This window comes from Roseobacter weihaiensis, from assembly GCF_020622345.1.
GTDB lineage: Bacteria > Pseudomonadota > Alphaproteobacteria > Rhodobacterales > Rhodobacteraceae > Roseobacter > Roseobacter weihaiensis.
Window position 1 is genome coordinate 1 of record NZ_JACNMO010000037.1, and the last position, 17,549, is coordinate 17,549.

The following is a 17,549-nucleotide window of genomic DNA, read 5'->3' on the forward strand; positions in this document are numbered from 1 at the left end:
CGGTGTGGCACAGGCCCGTCGCCTTGATCTCAACCAGAACCTCCCCCGCCCGCGGGCCCTCAAGGGTCACCTCCATAACCTCCAAAGGCCGACCGGCAGCAACAGCAACAGCAGCGCGGGTTTTCATTCAGGTCTCCTCCCGTGGCCAGAGCGCTTTTGCGATGGCCTCTTTTGACCCAAGTATGAGCGCCGCGCCGGTCTGCGAACAACTAAGACAATGGTGGGTATTGGGTCCGGTGGACAGACGGCACATGCTTGGTCATAGTGCTTGAGACAACAGGGAGACCCCGGATGACAAAGCTCAGAGCCTTCGCCGCGTCCTTGTCGTTGCTGGCCGTAGGTCTGCCCGTGCAGGCTGCGGATTATTCCGATCCCACGTGGCCCTGTGTGCAGCGCAAGGTTGAAACGCTATCCTTGGGGCTGATGTGGCCTTTTCCGGTCGATCCCGACGCCGGATTGCCCAAGGGCGATCTGCGCGCCGATGTTATGGAACTGGCAAGTTATCTTTCGCTTCGCCGGGTGGAACTGGAAACGCTGCAGCCCCGCGTCGATGCCTTTGCGGAGACCTATCACGGTGACCCCGACGCATTGGGGCAGGTTTTTGCGTCCGTTTTCAAGACGCTTTCGGATCGCCGCGCCCGAATCATCCGCGGGATAGGTGACTTTTCCCTCAGCCAGATTGCCCTGGCCGAAAAGATCGACGGAGCCCGTGTCGAGATGGACGCCATCCTGTCAACGGCCGAGCCCGACTTTGACAAGGTCGATGTCATCGAAGAGCGGCTCGACTGGGATCAGGTGATCTACACGGATCGGCAGCGCAACATCACCTATCTGTGTGAAACACCGACCCTGATCGAACAGCGCCTCTTCAGCGTCGCGCAGATGCTGCAACAGGCCGTGCAGGATCAGGGCTAGCACCGGGGCGTCAGTCCCACTCCAGTTCCGTGAAAGCCACGGTCGCATTGCGGGCGTTGTAAGCCTCAAAGAGCGCCCAGGCCTCTGCTTCGCTGCGCGCGATCACCTCGACCGCGTCGGCCAACCTCTGACCGGCATCAATCGCGGCTCTTGTATCTGCCTCCAAAACCTCCAGATACCGCTGCGTGTCCGCCGCCCCCGCCGGCCACTCCAGAGACGGGCCGCCATGCCCCGGCACGACGCGGGATAGCTCCATGCCGGTCAGTTCCAAAAGCACCGCGCGCCAGCCCGGCAAAGACCCGTCAAGTGCCGGGGTATGGTCGTCAAAGACCAGATCACCGGCAAAAAGCGTGCCCGATGTAGCGTCCAGCACGGTCAGATCGGTCGCCGTGTGCCCCGCAGGCCAGGCGCGCAGCGACAAAACGCGCCCGCCCAGATCAATCTCGGCTGTGGTTTCAATCGCCAGATCAACCGAGACGCTCCGCGTGCCAAGCATTGTGCCCACCCCCACCAGACGGTTGAGGCTTTCAAGGTAGTTCATCTGGCGATCCGCCAGCGCGCGCGCCAAGCCCGCGTGACCGACAACCTGGGCCCCCGCATCCACCAAGGGGCCCGCGCCAAAAACATGGTCGGGATGCATATGCGTGAGGATGACATGGGTGACCGGCAGCGCCGTGCGCGCCCGTATGGCACGCCAGAGCGCCTCCCCCATCCAGCGGGCCGTGCCGGTATCGATGACCGCGACCCCGGCGTTGCCGATGACAAACCCCAGATTTGAGACATCGCCCCGGTTGGTTGCGTCCGGTTCTTCGATGGCGCCGCGGTGCACGAAGGCACCGGGTGCGATTTCGATGACCGACAGGGTTTCCCCGACCGGTTGGCAGCGCGCCTCCCCTTTCGCCTGCAACCCGCTGAACCGCGTCAGATCAGGTGCCATCGCGGCCAAGGCTGCCGCGCAGGCGGCCTGCGTCTGTGCCTCATATCCCGGCAACAGGTGATCGCGGCAAGGTCCCGCCGCGAGGCTGAGACAGAGCGAAATGACAGCTTCGAACATCGAGGGATCCTTTCACCACCATCATTCCACAGCAGACCCTGCGGCCCAATCCGCCTTTGGTATATGTGTCTTTTTGCCAAAATTTGTGGCATAACACGAGAATTCCCGTGCAGGAGGAGACTGGCATGGCTTTCAAACTTCTAAACGCCGCAGCCCTTGCGGCGCTGATTTCAGGACCGGCTTGGGGCACGGACACCCTGCAGAACCCCCTGACCGAAAGTGAGACATGGAACGATCTGCGCGGCGATGTCGTGGGCGATGTCGCGCTTGCCTCGGCCGAGGGGTTGCTGTTGATCGAGGCACCCTACCGCGCCCATGACGCGGCAACCGTTCCTATCCTTCTCAAGCAGCAGGACCCCGCGCAGACCATCACCGCCGCGACCGTGGTGATTGATGAGAACCCCGCGCCGGTGGCTGCTGTGTTCGGGTTTTCGCCCGCCATGGGCACGCTTGATTTCGAATTGCGGGTGCGGGTCGATCAATACTCCAACGTCCGGGTGATTGCCGAGACACCGGAGGGGCTGCATATGGCGGGCCGCTATGTCAAAGCCTCCGGCGGGTGTTCGGCCCCTGCCAGCAGAGATCCTGAAATTGCGCTGGCGGGTATGGGCGAGATGAAGCTGCGCATGTTCGATCAGGGCGCGCAGATGTCGACACCGCGACGTGAAGCGCAGATCATGATCCGGCACCCGAACTACTCGGGCCTGCAACGCGATCAGATCACCCAGCTTTTCATCCCCGCCCATTTCATCGACCATCTTGAAGTCTGGCAGGGAGAAGAGCTGCTCTTTACCATGGAGGGCGGCATCTCGGTCTCGGAAAACCCGGTGTTCCGCTTTGGCTACAACGACAACGGCGCGACAACGCTGACCGTGAAAGCCACCGATACCGATGGCAACAGTTTTGAGAGAGAGCTTTCGAAATCCGTCAGCGGCTGACCATCAGATCAAAAGACATGAGCGCCGCGGGGGTCTGAGCCTGCAGCGCTTTTGCGTTAACGCCGCAGGTCCAGCTAGAAGCAGACAATCTCCGCTTCGGCCTGTGCGCGCCGCAGCTCTGCCACCATGTTTTCAGCCATCGCGGCACTTTGGAAGAACGACATGCGTTCGCCTCCAACCCGCCGCATCGACAGCACTGTCTCCGCTTCGAGATATTTTTCGTAAGGCAGGATCGCCGCAATCTCGTCGATCGAGCAGGCGCAGCGATCCAGCATCTCACGCGATTGCCCGTTGGTCACCATGCAGGCAAAGACGTAATCCGCTCGCGCTGCTGTCGGGTAGTCATTGAGTTGCTCGGCGACAGTTTGTGCCACGGTCACAGTGGGCATCGACAAAAGGGCTGCGAGGACGAGCGCTCTCATGGCGTGCCGTCGAGCCGGTCAAACAGCACCTCTGAGCGATAGACATCGCCGCCGGCCGCTTCGGCGACAAAGCTGGTGTACCAGCCCGGCACCTCCTCGGACATGGTGACGCGGAGCTCCAGATCCCCAAACCCCTGCATCCGGTCCTGATTGGGGTCTCCTGCAAAGGGCTGCATGCGGATGGTCCGGGTGGTGACCGTCTTGCCTGCCACCACGGCCTGCCCGTCCTGAATATCGGAGGGTTCAATGAGCGCTTCCTTGACCCGGTTGCGGATATAGAAAGGGCTGCCCCCCGCGGCCTCGGCCATGTCACGCACGACCGTCTCGTAGAAGTACATGATTATGGGGTTTCCGACACTTGCCGGAAAATTGCCCAGCGCCCGGTGTTTGCCATCCTGCCGAAACTCCAGCAGGGCCACCGCGACATCCCCGTCCCGGAAGCTCAGCGCGATATCGCCAGTGTCCCGGGGGCCCATATCTGGGTTCAGCGCGCTGCTGACTTCGCGTCGGTAAACCAGTTCCGCGTCGCGGTCTATCTGATCGAGCGTCCCGGTTCGAAACAGCATGTCATAGGTTTTATCGCCCGCAAGCGGCTCTGCCGTGGCGAGAGATGCGCATAGAAGAAATGCAGACCCGATCACGGGTAATCTCATCATGATGGTATCCTCCCTGACCTGAGTGTGGGGGTGGTGCGCGGGGCTGTCACTTCCGACTTTTGTCTGTACCGCGGAATGCGTCTCATCCGTGACCCCGGATTTTCCAGTCGATCAGCGGGCGCAGGCGGGACAATTCGGCAGGCTTGGTCAGGACGGACATATCGTTTTGTGCGCCCAGACGCCGCACCCTTTCGCTTCGGTCCGCCGTGATAAGAATGGCAGGCACATTCTCACCCGTTACCGCCCGCACTTTGCGGGTTGCCTCCACGCCCGTGTCGCCGCCATCCAGCTGATAATCCGCGAGGATGATATCTGGGGCCGTTCCCATATCGGCCACATGCGCCAACGCTTCCCGCGTCGACCGGGCGGGGAGAACGCTGGCCCCCCACAGCTCAAGCCGCTGGGTTGCGCCGTATAGAACATCCGCGTCATTTTCGATGACGAGAACAATGTGCTCCAGCGACCCGCTGAAGGCATCTTCCATCGGGGCCTGGGGGATTTGCAGCGCGTTCGCAGGATCGACCACCTCCATCTCGATGCTGAAGACCGAGCCTTGCCCCGGCTTGGATCGCACCTGCAAGCTGTGATCGAGCAGACGGCAGGCACGGTCCACCACCGACAGCCCAAGCCCCATGCCAGAGCCAATAGGCACGTTCTCGGCCCGAGCGAATTCGTCGAATATCCGAAGCTGGTCCCGCGCGGATATGCCGATGCCGGTGTCCCAGACCTCCAGCACCACGCGCCCCGCCTTACGTCGGCAGCCCAGCAGGACGCGCCCGCCGGGATCGGTGTATTGAATGGCATTCACCACAAGGTTCTGGATGGAGCGCAGCAGGTACACCGGGTCCGACCGCACCGCCAGCGAACAGGGCACCACATCCAGACGCACCGATTTCTGCGCCGCCAGCAGCATCTGGTCGGCCTTCACACCCTCCATCAACCCGCGCAGGCTGACGCTGGTCGCAGAGACCGTGTCGGGGTCCGCGCTTTCCAGTCTGGAGATATCCAGAAGCGAATGCAGCAGGTATTCCGCCGAGGCGAAGGCACCGCCCAGACGCTCCACCATCGGGCGAAAGCGCGTTTCGCGCGTGGTTTCTTCCAGTGACGAAATCAGCAGCTTGGCCGCATTGATGGGCTGCAACAGATCGTGGCTTGCGGCCGCCAGAAACCGCGTCTTGGAGGACACGGCGGCTTCGGCGCGCTCCTTGGCCACGCGCAGTTCCTCCTCGACACGCGCCTTTTCCTCATATTGCTCCGTCAGGCTCGCATTGGCACGGGTCAGTTCGGCCGTGCGCTCCATCACCCGGTTCTCCAGCACTTCGGTGGAGCGCGTCTCCAGCGTGACGTCCTTGAGCTCCACCAGAAAACCGCCGTCCGGCAGCGCGTTGGCCTGCACATCAAGAACCCGGTCCGCGCCATGGGCCACACGGGTGGTCAGCGCGCCCTTCTTGGTCAGTTCCTCGCGCCAGGCATCGACCCGCAACAGGGCATGATCGGGGATCAGCGCCCGCGTCTGCATAAAATCCAGAAGCTCCTGCAGCGGCGTGCCCGGCTGCAGAACCGTCAAGGGAACCCCCAGAATATCACGAAACCGCCCATTGTGCATCATCACCTCGCCAGAGGCCGAGAAGGTGCACACCCCCGCGGTCATATGTTGAAAGACAGCCTGCAGATAATCCGCCTGCCGATCAATCAGGTGCTCTTTCTCGCGCCGGTTATGGCGCACGATGGCGGTAATCTCGGTCAGCAGCAGGACCGTATTTTCAGGCGAGGTCTGCTGTGCGCTCATCTGATACCACCGGTCGCGCGCGACCTCCGCCACCACAGACACCACCGCCCCCGCGCTCTGGCCGCTCTCAAGCGCCCGCCGCACATTGCCCAGCTTGCGGTCGGTGGACACGAGATGCTTGCTGTCATCCATCAGGTCGAAATAGGCGGCCAGACCGAGGCCCGGCACGATCTGGTCCGAGATATCAGGCAACAGACCCTTGAAGAGGTCGTTACAGATGTTCAGGCTGCCGTCAGAGAAAAGCGCCAGCCCCTCCTCCATCGACGACAGGGCTTCGGCCAGCGTCTTGCGTGTCCGCTCCCGCTCATAGCGCGCGCTTTCAAGCTCCAGCGTCTGCGCGGCCACCTGCTGTTGCAGGTCGATGGCCGACTGAAACGCGCGGTAGGCAGAGGGCCCCACATCCTTTTGCCGACTTGCCCGCCGGATCAGCGCATCGATGATCCGGGTCTGCTTTTCCACCTGGACATGCGGCGGATCATTGGGGTCGATCATGCTCACCAGAGGTTCCTCTCGTCCGGCCTGAAAAACGCGACCCCCACAAGCGTCTGGTTCATATGAAGTCCGCAGTGTTGCTCACCATAGGTATTGAAACCAAAGACGCGGGCCTTTCCCAACACGTCCGACACCGCGCGACCCAGTTGCTTGTGCTCGATCTCAAGCTTGCGCAGCACACAGTCAAAGCCGAGGATGAAATCGGGGCTGCGCCCGTTTTCGTCGTGAATATCGAGGCCGGTTTGAAGCGTCTGGATGATCTCCTGCCCCTGCCCCAGCGTCATGATCAGACCGTCGTCGATAGCGGCCAGAAAGGACAAGGCCCCGTCTTCATCCGCATCCGCGATGGCGCGGACATAATGGTTGTTCTTGTATTCGATCAGCATCGGATTCTCGGCGAAAATCTGCGGTGAAAGATCGGACACCGCACAGCCCACCAGCCGCGCGTATTCCTGTGCCGCAGGCGCCCCGTTGATCTCAAAGACCTTGCGTTCGTCCGGATCTGCATCGGTGATGATGAGCTGGCTGCCCGCCGGCAGAAAATGGTCAAAGCCGACCCCCTGAAACGGCAAATCCGTTTCCAGCAGCAACAGTACCGCCGCGTTGTCATGGATCTGACCGTGATGAAGGACGTAAGTATGCTCGAACCGCAAACCATCTCCGGCCGATCCGCCGAAAAGCGGCAGATCGCCCAGCACGGCCTCCAGCGTGGAAATCAGGATGTCTTCCTGCTTGGACAGACCATCGGAAAAAATCAAACCGAGCCGGTGCCAGCCCGCCGTATGCCTGAATTTCTGCTCATAGCGTTGCACCTGCGTGGCGATGGCGGTTGTCGACAGCGGCTTGAGCGGGTCCAGAAGCACCGAGGCGCAGCGAAAATGCGCCTTTGGAAAGGCCAACAATAAAAGGGCATCCGTCTCGTAGCCTTCCGTGGTGATCTGGCCCGCGGTAGAACACCCAAAGACCGGCACGCCACCGAGGGCTTCGTCCAGTGTTTTCGAGATGATGTCGCCGTCGAGATGGCCCGGCACGAAGGCCAGCACAAAGCAGGTCTCCGCCCGATTGACTTTAAGGGCGGCATTGCGGGCCGCTGCCTGCTCGTCCATATCACGAGACATCGACACCGCGACGCAATGCGGGCCCGGGCGCTCAATGCGCGTCATCTGCGGCCCTAGTGCTTGAGAAAGGCGCGCGCTTCAGGCTCGGCACCACGTTGCGCGGCCATCGCCCCTTCGACCATGACCACCGCCTGGGTCCGGTTTCGCACGCCCAGCCGCCGCAACAGGGCCGTGATATGCGCCTTGACCGTGGCCTCAGCCAGTGACAGCTCATAGGCGATCTGCTTGTTGGGCTTGCCCCGACAAATCAATCGCATGATCCGTTGTTGCTGCGGGGTCAGCTCGGCCAGCTTGGGATGGTCAAACTCCGACGCGAGGCTGTCGCGGTCGCAGTCATTGGGCTTGCGATAGTCCTTGGGCACATAGGTCCGCCCCGCGGTAATCTCCGCCAGGACCGATCTGAGCGCACCGGCGGAAGTGTCTTTGGGTAAGAACCCCGAGGCTCCCTCGTTCAGCAAAGACTGGACAAGATCAAAGGATGCCAGTGACGAGATGACCAGAATACGCGCCTTTGGTAGCTGCCGTCTGAGGCTGACAAACCCGGAGATGCCCGTGACATCCGGCAGTTTCAGATCAAACATCACCAGTTCGGGGTCGAACCCGGCCCTGGTCTGATCCATCGCCTCTCCAAGACTGGACGCCTTACGAATATCGCAATTGTCGAAAACCAGCTCTAATGCCGCTTCCAACGCATCGCTGTAGAGCGGATGGTCATCCACAACGAGAATTCTGGACACAGCATCTTGGTCGATTGGCGCACGCACATGTTGCATTAAAATCTCCTCCCAGCGTCCATCGTACCCGGAATGCCTGTTTTTTCAACAACTACCACGTGAACGATGTCTCAAACCGGTAACAATTCGCGAGCAAGCCGCCTCAACTGGCTCTATTGAAAGGCCAATTGGCATTATGTCGCACACACCCCTGCAGCTGGTTTCAAAAAGAGAATCAGGATCTGCGCAAGAACAACCGTGCGAATTCATTCAGGGACCCTGGCGTGGCGCCAGGACCGAAGACGGCACCGTCAAGCTGCGACAGCAACCTGCGGCGATGCTCTGACGGGCCGTCGCGTACCAGAAGGGTTACCGCTGTGCGGCGCAGTTGCGATAAATTCTGCAGGCGCGCGGCCTGTTTCATCTGGCGGGCAAGCGGATCAATCAACGGAAATCTCCGAAGCGCGGGCAGAACCGAAACGCGGCGGCCCGTAAGACCAAAAGCCACTCCGGAAAGACAGATCCCCCCCGCGAGCAGAGCGACGGGCCAGCCTGGCAAGGTGGCTTGCTCAACAGCTTCCGGCGGGGCGCTGTCGAAGGGTTGATCCGGCGCCACAGACCCATAAGCCACACGTTGCGGCGATATTGTGACCGTGCGCGAGACGCGGTTGACCGTATCATAATAGTCGAAACTCAGCGGCTCCACGATTGCGGAAATGTCATTGCCGGGCCGGATTGTCCACCGCCAGAAGGCAAAGGACTGCGGACCCTGCGGCGACAGTTCCACAAAGCGCTTGTCGGGGTGCGGGAAGATCATCGCGGAGGGCGATTTCAGCGCCGGCATCGGCGGGATCATTTCGGGCGTGACACCAATCGCCTCGATCCGGATCACGCGCAACACCCCTTCGCCGGGGGTCAGCTGGTCCGGTGCGTTCGACCATTGGTCAGAGACGCGCAGCGATGTGACCGGAAACCACCAGTCGGGATCGCCGGGCACGGGCGCCGCCTCGATCGTCACCGGCTCGGACGCAACCTCATGCTCGAACCACGCATCGCGTTCATCGGTCAGGGTCAGGCGGTGCCGGAACGCGCCAATTGTCAGCGTCCCGGCGACTTGCGGATAGACAGCCATCCGGCGGCTGAAGGTCTTGACCTGCTCCCCGTCCAGCCGTTCATCGCGCCACACATCATTGCCCAGTTGCGTCCAGTTGAACCCTTCGAAATCGGGCTGGACAAGCATTTCGCGGGTGATGTGCCGCCGGTAGATCCCCCGGATGGTGATCAATACCATTTCATTGGCCAAGGGCGTATGCGCGCGCTCGTCCACCTCGACCCAGAGACGCAGATCAGACGGCAGCACGGTTTTGGACTGCGCCAGCGCAGCAACGGGCCACAGCAGCAGACAAACCACAATCAACGTCCTCATCGCGGATCCTCCGGGTCGGGGGGTGCCATGCCGAGCTTGACGCGTCGTTTGTGCTCCAGTGCGATGCGCGCGGCCAAATATTCGCCCGGCACATCCGCCAGTTGTTCCAGCCACCGCGCATCCGCCACCATGAACTTGTCGTCAAAGATGCGCCGCACGCCCAACCGGCCCCGGCTCTCCAACTCCGCAAGACCCAGCATAGTGTTGTTGTTCGTCACCTCGCTGCCGGTCCCGGCGGCACGCCCATCTCCGCGCGCGATGAACCCCTCCGCCTCCGGGCCATCCTTGCGCTCGGGAAACAGACCCAGCGCATCGGGATCAATACCCAGACCCGCGTAGAAGGCTGAAACCACGTCGAAATTAGCCTGTGCATCCGGTTGCCCGCGGGCGCGGGCCAGATCATAGGCCTCGAGAGCTGCAGCGTAGCGCCCCCGCTGCACCTCCGCATTGCCCAGATTATAAAACGCCTGGGCCTCCGTGAAACGCGCAGCAGCGGCATCAAAGTCGCCCGCACGGTAGGATGCTGCCCCCTGCCACGCCGCTGTGTCAAGGAACGCAGCCGCCGGCCCCGGCATGCCCAGGGCCATCAGCACCCGGCCAAAGGGCGCGGAGCCTCCGAGGGCGACCGCAAGCATCAGGGCGAGGGCTGCGATGAGAGCCAGACCTCTCATGTCGCCTGCCTGCGAAACAGCAACAACAGCGGCAGAAGGGCCAACAGCAGCAGATATCGCCCCATGTCCTGCCAGAACAGCAGCGGGTAGTCCTGCGCCATCAGCCGCATGCGCGCATCCTCGGCCAGCCACTCGGCCAGTGCATCGGTCTGGTTCAGGGTAAAGACGCGGCCCGCACCGGCCGCCGCATGGGTGTCAAACACCGGCCCCGGAGGATCGAGCGAGACCAGCGATAACCGCGCGCCGCGCGCCGCAATCGCAGAAGCAGCCTGCAGCGACGCAGGCCCCAGCCCCGCGCCATCGCCGAGCAGGATCACATCGCCCGAGATCACCTCGGCGTTGTCCAGCAGTTCCACCGCCAGTGCCAGGGCGCGTTCCGGGCGCGACCCGTCATCGGGCACCGTGTCCGCGTCGATCAGCGACAGGGTCTGCCCCAGTTGAAGGTGATCCAGCGTCATATCCGTCGCCACATAGGCATCTCCTGCAAAGACGATCAGACCACCGGGCCGGGTGCCCAGCGCGGCCAGACCGAAGCGGCCCATTGTCAGCATCTGCGGCCAGCGCGCGTCTTCGGTCACGCTGGCTGACGCGTCCACGATATACAGCACCCCGTCGAGATTGCGAAACGACAGCGTATCGCGCCGCTCTATCGCGGGGCCGGTCAGCGACAACACGGTCAACCCCACGGTCGCAAGCATCGCCATCAGCGGCACCCGGCTGGCACTGCTGTCCACACGCCCCAAGGCAGCCATGGCGCGCAAGAGCGCCGGGTCGGTCGCCCGCTGCCAATCGCCCAAACCCCCTGCCCGCCGATGGAGCCACCAACCAAGACCGATCAGCGCCGGCAAAGCCAGCAGCCACAGTGGGCGAAGCAATGTAATCTCCGGCACATTCATGTGAGCTCCCTCCAGCCCAGCCAGAGGCTGAGCACAGCGGCAAGAAACGCAGGCCACATCCAGTAGTCGCGGAACACTTCCGCGGCCAGACCGTCGCTGTCGGTTGCCTCCAGCCGGTCCAGCGCCTCTGTCACGGCAACAAGGTCATCCGTGGTGCGGACGCGAAAGCTCTCGCCGCCCGAAATATCAGAGATCGCGCGCAAGGTGGCGGCATCGACGACCCCGCGCTCGCCAGTTTTCGCCGTGCTGAGGTCCTTTGGCCCCAGCGCGATGGTATGCACGCGGACCCCCATTCGGGCCGCCAGCTCCGCCACGCCACGGGGATTCGTGGCGCCTGCATTGTTCACCCCATCCGACAACAGGATCACGACCCGGCTTGCCGCGTTACTGTCGGCCAACCGTTTCAGGGCCAGACCCAACCCATCGGAGATATTGGTGGCCCGGCCGGACACACCGATCTCCGCCTCTTCGATCCGCCGGGCGATCGCCTCGACATCGAAGGAAAAGGGCGCTGCAAAATAGGCTTCCGATCCGAAAACGATGAGCGCGACCCGGTCGCCGCCCCGCCTGCGCGCAAAATCAGCGCCCACGGTCGTCACCGCCTCCAGCCGGGTCACCTGCCGACCGTCAAGAGAGAAATCATCCCGCACCATCGACCCCGATAGATCGAGCACAATCGCCAGATCACGCCCTGTCACCCTGAGCGCTGAAACCGGTGCCAGATCACGCGGGCCGGAGGCCGCCAGCAGCATCAGCCCCCAGATCGCCCATAAAAGCGCCTGTCGCAACGGTATGCCTCCTGCGGCCGCGCGATGCCCCCTCGCCGCCAGCAGCGCGCCACCGATACGGTCGGGCACCGCAATGGCACCACCCGACATCTGCCCTTCCCCAAGCACACGCCTGGCCAGCAGTGGCAGCGGCAAGAACAGCAAGAGCCAGGGGTCGGCAAGCTCAAACACGGCGCGCCACCTCCGCCTCCAGCAGGGCCAGGTCAAGCCCATTGCCGGGCCGGTAGAGTGCCCCCCGCAGTTCCGCGTATCGATCCGGTTGATGCTCACGGAGCAGGTGCAACAAGGCCACGCGCCGCTCTGCCTCAGATCTGTCCGCCAGCGCTGCAAGGCGGTCTTGCAGGGTCCGTGCGGAGTTGGGTCGCGCCTTGAGACTCAAGGCGCGCAACAGGGCTGCAATCACCAATGCTGCGAGACACGCCAGACCAACCGCCACAGCAAGATCGGCCACAAACCCGCCCGGTGCCTCTGCAGGCAGGTGTATATCGCGCAGACTGGTGAGCATCGCCTCTTTACTGATCGCCCGGTCCGTCATGCGGCCCGCTCCACCGGAAAGGCTGCCTTGATCCGGCGGGCCATCTGCTCCACCCCCTCGCCTGCATCCAGCACCAGGGCGGTGCGCCCTGCAATCTGGCGCGTGGGCATGACGGGGGTGTCGCGCGCGCCGCCCAGTGTCAGACGCAGCCGCCGACCGTCAGCCATGCGGATGGGATAGCGGCCTCGCGGCATCCGGTCGATCTGCGCATCGGTCATCTGCATCAGGCGCGGCAACCGCCGGCGCGACAGCGCATCAAGGCGATCCGCCAGTCCCGGCCCCGGTACGTCGAAACCCGATCCGATGATGAGTTCCGCCCCGGAGGGCACCAGCCGGTCGGCGCGCACCAGCGCCTGATCGAGGGGCGGATCCTCTCCCTGCCTCGCGGCCATGGCGGCAAGGCCCGCATCATGCGCCTGCACCATTCCGCCGATCACGTCGAGCATCCCGCGTGTGCGTCCGCGTGGCGGCACGATCACCGGCTCTGTCGCGGTAACGGTCAACAGCCCCACGCGGCCGCCGCTTTCCACCACGTTCCACCCGATAAGAACCAGTGCTTCGGCCACCGCCACGGAGCGGAAAGCCCGGCGCAGCCCCCAGAACATCGAAGGTCGGAAATCCGCGACCAGCAGGCTGACGCGGTCGCGCTCCTCCTGAAACTGGCGCACATGCAGCCGCCCTGTGCGCGCGGTCGTGCCGCGATCAAGATGTCTGATTTCATCGCCGGCCACATATTCGCGCACATCCGCCATTTCCAGCCCGTGACCCTTCCTGCGGGTGGCAAACCCACCCGGCAAGGCCGCCAGCGAAGGCGCTGTCTGCGCGGTCAACGCCACGCGGCGCAGCGCGATCAGCGCCTCTGATCTGAGGGCAACACCGGGACCCTGCAGGGCATCATTCACAGCGGATGAACGGCGTCTACCACATCCGCCACAACATCGCGCGATCTGCGCCCGTCTGCCACCGCCCGCCAGCTCAACACCAACCGGTGCGCCAGCGCATCACCGGCAACGGCCGCAACATCCTCGGGGAGCGCATAATCGCGGCCCTGCAGATACGCCCGTGCCCGCGCCGCCGCCGCCAGTGCCAGCGAGCCGCGCGGCGATACCGCATGGTCGATGTCTGCCGCCTGCGGCCCTTCACGTGTCGCAAACACCAGTCGCACGATGTAATCCCGCAACTCCGGGGCCAGATGAACCGCCCGAACGGAGTCCCGGGCCGCCGCCAGCTCTTGAAGTGTCAGGACCTGCACGGCGGACGCGCCGCTCTGGGTCTCCGCCTCAACGAGATCGAGGATCTGTCGCTCGGTCTCCAGATCCGGCAGGTCGAGCATCACATGCAGCAGGAACCGGTCGAGCTGTGCCTCGGGCAAGGGGAATGTCCCGTCATGTTCAATCGGGTTCTGCGTGGCAACCACCAGAAACGGATCGGGCAGCGCATGGGTCTCGTTTCCGGCTGTCACCTGATGCTCCGCCATCGCCTCCAGCAGCGCTGACTGCACCTTTGGAGGAGCACGGTTGATCTCATCCACCAGCACCAGATTGTGAAAGACCGGGCCGCGCACGAATTCAAATGACCCGTCCTGTGGCTTGTAGACCGGTGTTCCGGTCAGATCGGAGGGCATCAGATCAGGCGTACACTGAATCCGCGCGAAACTGCCCTCCACCGCATCCGACAGCCATTTGACCGCGCGGGTCTTGGCCAACCCAGGTGGCCCCTCGACCAGCAGATGCCCGCCCGTCAAAAGCGCGATCAGCAACCGCTCGATCAGGATCTCATGGCCCACAAGCCCATTTGCTAGGTGAGACGACAACGCCGAAGCGCCGGTCGGGTCCGGTCGTGTATCCATATGTCCTCCCGGTCGTAGGCAAACCGCCTACGGGTATCACGGTAGCCGGATCACCGGCATCCGCAAACCCAACCGAAAGTATTACCCGCCTAGATCGGTGCGCGCAGGCACAAGGGCTCCACGATCGCTGAGAACCGGTCATCGGTCATGGTGGCGGTGGCTTGTGCCAGCAGCGTCTCGTATTCGCGGTCGATATACTCGATGAACCCCGGCTCGATCGTCTGGTCGACCTGGGTCTGTGCCACCGCATGCATCATGAACACGTCAAAAGCACAGAGCCCGCCGGGGTTGGACGCGAGCAAAGCCCGCATGAAGTCACGCGATTCCCAAGCAAACCGCTGCACGTTCAGCGGTGTTTCCTGCAGCTTCGACTGGAATGGGGCCGCGCGATCAAAGATCAGAATGTCCATGCCAAAGGTAAAGGACTGGAAAAGCTCCTCCACAAGGATCGACTTGTAAAACGCCCGCTCCAACCGGCCCGGATTGTTCATCGCGGGTTGTTTGACCATGATATGTGTTGCCCGCCCGCGCCGCCCGAAAAAAGTCTGCGCCATGGCGGGAGAGCTGGCCGTGTAGAACCGTTCGCGCGGCAGCCCGAGCTGATAAATCTGGTTCATCCAGCCCAGATCGGCAGAGAGCGCCTGATTGGGCGGGTGCCCAGAGTAGAGCCGCAAAATCACCGTGCGGCCCGATCCGCACCCGCTTGCATCATATCCCGCATAGCGCATCGGGATCGGTTTGCCGAACACATGACGGGACAGGGCGCGGAAGGCGTCAATGGTCTCAAGCGATTTCGGATGGGGCTTCTCGCCGACCACGCAGAGGCTGGCACCGGCCAGATCACGCCCGTGAATATGTATCGGGATCGACATGTCCCGCCCCAGCATCGTGGTGCGCAACTGGTAGTTCCACCCCTTTCGCGCCAGATCAACATAGGCCGCGCGATCTGCTGCAACCGACGTCACCGTGAACAGGCCTGCCAAAAGACCTATGATGAGAACGCGCATCATCGCATTCCTCCTCGTTGGGTCAGAACCTAGAGCGGCGGGTTAAATTCGTCCACGCCTTTGCTTGTGTTTCTGCGGATTGGAACGTCATCTGACGGTGCAACTCGTCCGTCCCATGCCTCGCTCAAGTGAGATAGAGTCTCTCTCCAAAGCATGTGAAAGCTGCCCAATGCGGGGGGTCTCGTTTGCTCAGGGTCATTTGCAAAGCTTACCCGCCCGGATCCCTGTGAGCATTTCCATGAGGCATCCAAGTGATTTCAGGCTGGGTCGCGGTGAGTTTCCGATTTTCAGCCCAAGACGGCGAAGACCTGGCCGATACCCGTTGTTTGGCGTGCAATGGCCTTCTTTTCTTTGGCGGTGGCGCGTAAACCACTGATCACCCTCATTTGCGCTTGACGGCTGGTGATGCGCGCGCCTCGCCGGGAGTTTGGTTTTCTGTGCATGCCGATAAAAACAACCTCTTGCCGGGAGCGCTTCGACAGATCTTGAGGTTTCGCCGCTGGGCGCGCTACGGGTGGCTCGAAACGGGGTTGATGTGTCACCGCCCGCATAGACACGAAAACCTGTGCGAGGTTTTCTGGGACTTGCCCGACGACCCCAAAGCCGCCTTGCGCTGGTCGCTGAGCAAGCTGCGCAGGCTTGTAGATACACCCCAGCAGTTTTGGATCGTGGCAAACCGGGAGCATGTGGCATTCGGCGGCGGCGGGGGGGGGGTTGTCGATATTCCGGATGCGCGTAGACAGTTGCGGCAGGGCCGCGAGGATCTACCTGCCACCAGGCTGGAAAACCCGCCCGCGTGTCTTGATACGGTTCCCCCGGATGGGCTCGGTGAGACCGGAGGCGATGCCTATCAGCCCTGGCTGATAGCGCTGCGGGAGGGTGCCAGAGCCGCAGAACTGAAAGTCCTGTGACTGCTTGCGATGCAGTCTGGTACGGCGAGACAAAGAGCGGCCCAGGCGCAGGTCGGATCAAAGAGCTGAAAGCCAAACCCGATGGCATCTGGGGCCACGTCGAATGGACCGCCACCGCGCGTGATTTGATTGACCAGAAAGCCTATCGCTACCTCAGCCCGGTGATGATGCACCGCATAGGCGACACCGAAGTGCTGCACCTCAAGGGCGCAGGCCTCGTGCATCACCCGAACCTTAGCCTTGCTGCCCTTGCGTCTCAGAAGGACACCATGGACGATACATGCCCCTTCATGCACAGGATTACAAAGCGTCTTGGCTTTGCCGATGGTGCCAGCTCGGGCTGGATGCGACGGCGCTCAACACCTGAAATTCAACTTGGCCGATGTTGGTGACGACCAAGGTGATGCACGCGGTGTGTTCACTCATGCGCCGCGCCGCGGCACCCTGACACTTTTCCTGCGAAATCGAGCGTCAGGGTGCCACATACCCACTGTTTCCAAGCAGGTCCGCTATGCCAGAAATGAAGCCCGTTTATCTATCGCCATGTCGCGCAGCGCAACGCTATGTGGATGCTTTGGGCGAAGAGACAGCGATCGAGTTCCTGCTCAATTTCGGGGGTGCGGAACTCCACGTGTCCAATGATCCGAAGGGGCGGGGAATGGTCGAACAGGTCATCGGGTACGAGAAAACCAAGCAACTGATCGACGTGTCGCCAGATTTGAAGCACCGAAGACCACTCGCGACCAAATGGCTGGCCAAATGCCTCTATGTGCAAGGCCTTTCCAATTGCGGCAATCGCGCGACGGCCTCGGATCACCAATCTGACCGCATGCCGCTACATCAATGGAGCAAATACCCCGAGGGCGGTGCCGCCCGATGTGAGGCGCGAATGAAGGCGGATGAGATCAGCGGACGGTTTTCGCATCTGGAACGAGAACATGCGAAGCTGGTTGCCATGTTGCCATGGTCCATAACATTACGTCAGGGTTTGACGGCTTGAAGGGGTATCACATGTTGCTGAACACCTGCGCAAACACCGTCTTGGACGTCCCTCAAAGATCGCCTCTGACTAGAGTTGCCCGCCCTCACATCCTCCCGCGGATCGACAAGTGACTTTCTCGGCGCTGGCAAAGGCGGTAGCAAGTCAGTTTCCGCCAGACCATCGCGTCGGCAAGAGCGCCATTCACCAGTGGTGACAAAGGCAGGCCAATCACCCCCAATCTCAGCCGGAGTAGCCCGCCGTCAGTTGTGGTCTTCGGGATTAAAGGTATCACTCCAGAATAATTGCTAACACCATACAACAATACCGTGTTGCCGACTCGGGTTCGAATAGATAGCCTTGGAACAAAACAGGAACATCAAGGGTTGA

The 17,549-nt window shown here is 62.2% G+C and carries 19 protein-coding genes and 1 pseudogene; 5 read left to right on the top strand and 15 right to left on the bottom strand.

The window, feature by feature from the left end:
• A pseudogene (locus tag H7847_RS24585) lies at nucleotides 1-127 on the bottom strand (S-(hydroxymethyl)glutathione dehydrogenase); the annotation flags it as partial.
• A gap of 164 nt (nucleotides 128-291) precedes the next feature.
• Here H7847_RS24585 and H7847_RS24590 point away from each other — a divergent pair.
• Complete coding sequence (locus H7847_RS24590) at nucleotides 292-915, top strand: hypothetical protein (RefSeq protein WP_227272140.1); 624 nt, start codon at nucleotides 292-294, stop codon at nucleotides 913-915.
• A 10-nt stretch (nucleotides 916-925) separates the two neighbouring features.
• Here the strand turns inward: H7847_RS24590 and H7847_RS24595 are convergent, their stop codons facing one another.
• Nucleotides 926-1,969 (bottom strand): quinoprotein relay system zinc metallohydrolase 2, encoded by a 1,044-nt coding sequence (locus H7847_RS24595; RefSeq protein ID WP_227272141.1) that lies wholly within the window; start codon nucleotides 1,967-1,969, stop codon nucleotides 926-928.
• Nucleotides 1,970-2,094: 125 nt separating this feature from the next.
• Between H7847_RS24595 and H7847_RS24600 the strand changes: the two genes are divergently transcribed.
• Entirely contained in the window at nucleotides 2,095-2,907 is an 813-nt protein-coding gene (locus H7847_RS24600) for a quinoprotein dehydrogenase-associated SoxYZ-like carrier (protein ID WP_227272142.1), read from the top strand.
• A gap of 74 nt (nucleotides 2,908-2,981) precedes the next feature.
• On the opposite strand, the gene H7847_RS24605 is transcribed toward H7847_RS24600, so the two are convergent.
• The 13 genes from H7847_RS24605 to H7847_RS24665 all read right to left on the bottom strand — a co-directional run bounded on the left by H7847_RS24605 (nucleotide 2,982) and on the right by H7847_RS24665 (nucleotide 15,272).
• A complete protein-coding gene (locus tag H7847_RS24605) occupies nucleotides 2,982-3,329 on the bottom strand; it encodes a hypothetical protein (RefSeq protein ID WP_227272143.1) in 348 nt (115 codons plus the stop codon).
• Entirely contained in the window at nucleotides 3,326-3,985 is a 660-nt protein-coding gene (locus tag H7847_RS24610) for a hypothetical protein (protein WP_227272144.1), read from the bottom strand. Before H7847_RS24610 ends, H7847_RS24605 begins: the two co-directional genes overlap by 4 nt.
• 82 nt (nucleotides 3,986-4,067) lie before the next feature.
• Complete coding sequence (locus tag H7847_RS24615) at nucleotides 4,068-6,266, bottom strand: ATP-binding response regulator (protein ID WP_227272173.1); 2,199 nt, start codon at nucleotides 6,264-6,266, stop codon at nucleotides 4,068-4,070.
• 2 nt (nucleotides 6,267-6,268) lie between these two features.
• Nucleotides 6,269-7,429: an FIST N-terminal domain-containing protein gene (locus tag H7847_RS24620; protein WP_227272145.1), complete on the bottom strand. Its 1,161-nt coding sequence runs from the start codon at nucleotides 7,427-7,429 to the stop codon at nucleotides 6,269-6,271.
• An 8-nt stretch (nucleotides 7,430-7,437) separates the two neighbouring features.
• Nucleotides 7,438-8,157, bottom strand: coding sequence for a LuxR C-terminal-related transcriptional regulator (locus H7847_RS24625; protein ID WP_227272146.1), 720 nt, complete (start codon nucleotides 8,155-8,157; stop codon nucleotides 7,438-7,440).
• Between the two features lie 175 nt (nucleotides 8,158-8,332).
• On the bottom strand, nucleotides 8,333-9,523 hold the full coding sequence (locus tag H7847_RS24630) for a hypothetical protein (RefSeq protein ID WP_227272147.1): 1,191 nt from the start codon (nucleotides 9,521-9,523) through the stop codon (nucleotides 8,333-8,335).
• Nucleotides 9,520-10,194 carry a tetratricopeptide repeat protein gene (locus H7847_RS24635; protein WP_227272148.1) on the bottom strand — a complete coding sequence of 225 codons (675 nt, stop codon included), beginning with the start codon at nucleotides 10,192-10,194 and terminating at the stop codon, nucleotides 9,520-9,522. Before H7847_RS24635 ends, H7847_RS24630 begins: the two co-directional genes overlap by 4 nt.
• The gene (locus H7847_RS24640) at nucleotides 10,191-11,069 is read right to left on the bottom strand and encodes a vWA domain-containing protein (RefSeq protein WP_227272149.1); all 879 of its coding nucleotides are present in this window, start codon (nucleotides 11,067-11,069) and stop codon (nucleotides 10,191-10,193) included. The genes H7847_RS24635 and H7847_RS24640 overlap by 4 nt, the downstream gene beginning before the upstream one ends.
• A gap of 17 nt (nucleotides 11,070-11,086) precedes the next feature.
• Nucleotides 11,087-12,049: a VWA domain-containing protein gene (locus H7847_RS24645; protein ID WP_227272150.1), complete on the bottom strand. Its 963-nt coding sequence runs from the start codon at nucleotides 12,047-12,049 to the stop codon at nucleotides 11,087-11,089.
• On the bottom strand, nucleotides 12,042-12,413 hold the full coding sequence (locus tag H7847_RS24650) for a hypothetical protein (protein WP_227272151.1): 372 nt from the start codon (nucleotides 12,411-12,413) through the stop codon (nucleotides 12,042-12,044). Before H7847_RS24650 ends, H7847_RS24645 begins: the two co-directional genes overlap by 8 nt.
• A complete protein-coding gene (locus H7847_RS24655) occupies nucleotides 12,410-13,315 on the bottom strand; it encodes a DUF58 domain-containing protein (protein ID WP_227272152.1) in 906 nt (301 codons plus the stop codon). Before H7847_RS24655 ends, H7847_RS24650 begins: the two co-directional genes overlap by 4 nt.
• Nucleotides 13,312-14,262 (bottom strand): AAA family ATPase, encoded by a 951-nt coding sequence (locus H7847_RS24660; protein ID WP_227272153.1) that lies wholly within the window; start codon nucleotides 14,260-14,262, stop codon nucleotides 13,312-13,314. Before H7847_RS24660 ends, H7847_RS24655 begins: the two co-directional genes overlap by 4 nt.
• An 89-nt stretch (nucleotides 14,263-14,351) precedes the next feature.
• Nucleotides 14,352-15,272, bottom strand: coding sequence for a hypothetical protein (locus H7847_RS24665; RefSeq protein ID WP_227272154.1), 921 nt, complete (start codon nucleotides 15,270-15,272; stop codon nucleotides 14,352-14,354).
• Between the two features lie 482 nt (nucleotides 15,273-15,754).
• Here H7847_RS24665 and H7847_RS24670 point away from each other — a divergent pair, with 482 nt between their 5' ends.
• The 3 genes from H7847_RS24670 (at nucleotide 15,755) to H7847_RS24680 (ending at nucleotide 17,180) form a co-directional block, all read left to right on the top strand.
• Nucleotides 15,755-16,180, top strand: a complete 426-nt coding sequence (locus H7847_RS24670; protein WP_227272155.1) for a hypothetical protein — start codon at nucleotides 15,755-15,757, stop codon at nucleotides 16,178-16,180.
• The gene (locus H7847_RS24675; RefSeq protein WP_227272156.1) at nucleotides 16,177-16,572 is read left to right on the top strand and encodes a phage protease; all 396 of its coding nucleotides are present in this window, start codon (nucleotides 16,177-16,179) and stop codon (nucleotides 16,570-16,572) included. The genes H7847_RS24670 and H7847_RS24675 overlap by 4 nt, the downstream gene beginning before the upstream one ends.
• Nucleotides 16,573-16,754: 182 nt before the next feature.
• Nucleotides 16,755-17,180, top strand: coding sequence for a hypothetical protein (locus tag H7847_RS24680; RefSeq protein ID WP_227272157.1), 426 nt, complete (start codon nucleotides 16,755-16,757; stop codon nucleotides 17,178-17,180).
• The last annotated feature ends 369 nt before the right edge of the window (nucleotides 17,181-17,549 follow it).

Excerpts from the sequence above, each read along its gene's own strand:
- H7847_RS24590 (WP_227272140.1), top strand. The coding sequence starts at position 292 with ATGACAAAGCTCAGAGCCTTCGCCGCGTCCTTGTCGTTGCTGGCCGTA.
- H7847_RS24595 (WP_227272141.1), bottom strand. The coding sequence starts at position 1,969 with ATGTTCGAAGCTGTCATTTCGCTCTGTCTCAGCCTCGCGGCGGGACCT.
- H7847_RS24600 (WP_227272142.1), top strand. The coding sequence starts at position 2,095 with ATGGCTTTCAAACTTCTAAACGCCGCAGCCCTTGCGGCGCTGATTTCA.
- H7847_RS24605 (WP_227272143.1), bottom strand. The coding sequence starts at position 3,329 with ATGAGAGCGCTCGTCCTCGCAGCCCTTTTGTCGATGCCCACTGTGACC.
- H7847_RS24610 (WP_227272144.1), bottom strand. The coding sequence starts at position 3,985 with ATGATGAGATTACCCGTGATCGGGTCTGCATTTCTTCTATGCGCATCT.
- H7847_RS24615 (WP_227272173.1), bottom strand. The coding sequence starts at position 6,266 with ATGATCGACCCCAATGATCCGCCGCATGTCCAGGTGGAAAAGCAGACC.
- H7847_RS24620 (WP_227272145.1), bottom strand. The coding sequence starts at position 7,429 with ATGACGCGCATTGAGCGCCCGGGCCCGCATTGCGTCGCGGTGTCGATG.
- H7847_RS24625 (WP_227272146.1), bottom strand. The coding sequence starts at position 8,157 with ATGCAACATGTGCGTGCGCCAATCGACCAAGATGCTGTGTCCAGAATT.
- H7847_RS24630 (WP_227272147.1), bottom strand. The coding sequence starts at position 9,523 with ATGAGGACGTTGATTGTGGTTTGTCTGCTGCTGTGGCCCGTTGCTGCG.
- H7847_RS24635 (WP_227272148.1), bottom strand. The coding sequence starts at position 10,194 with ATGAGAGGTCTGGCTCTCATCGCAGCCCTCGCCCTGATGCTTGCGGTC.
- H7847_RS24650 (WP_227272151.1), bottom strand. The coding sequence starts at position 12,413 with ATGACGGACCGGGCGATCAGTAAAGAGGCGATGCTCACCAGTCTGCGC.
- H7847_RS24660 (WP_227272153.1), bottom strand. The coding sequence starts at position 14,262 with ATGGATACACGACCGGACCCGACCGGCGCTTCGGCGTTGTCGTCTCAC.
- H7847_RS24665 (WP_227272154.1), bottom strand. The coding sequence starts at position 15,272 with ATGATGCGCGTTCTCATCATAGGTCTTTTGGCAGGCCTGTTCACGGTG.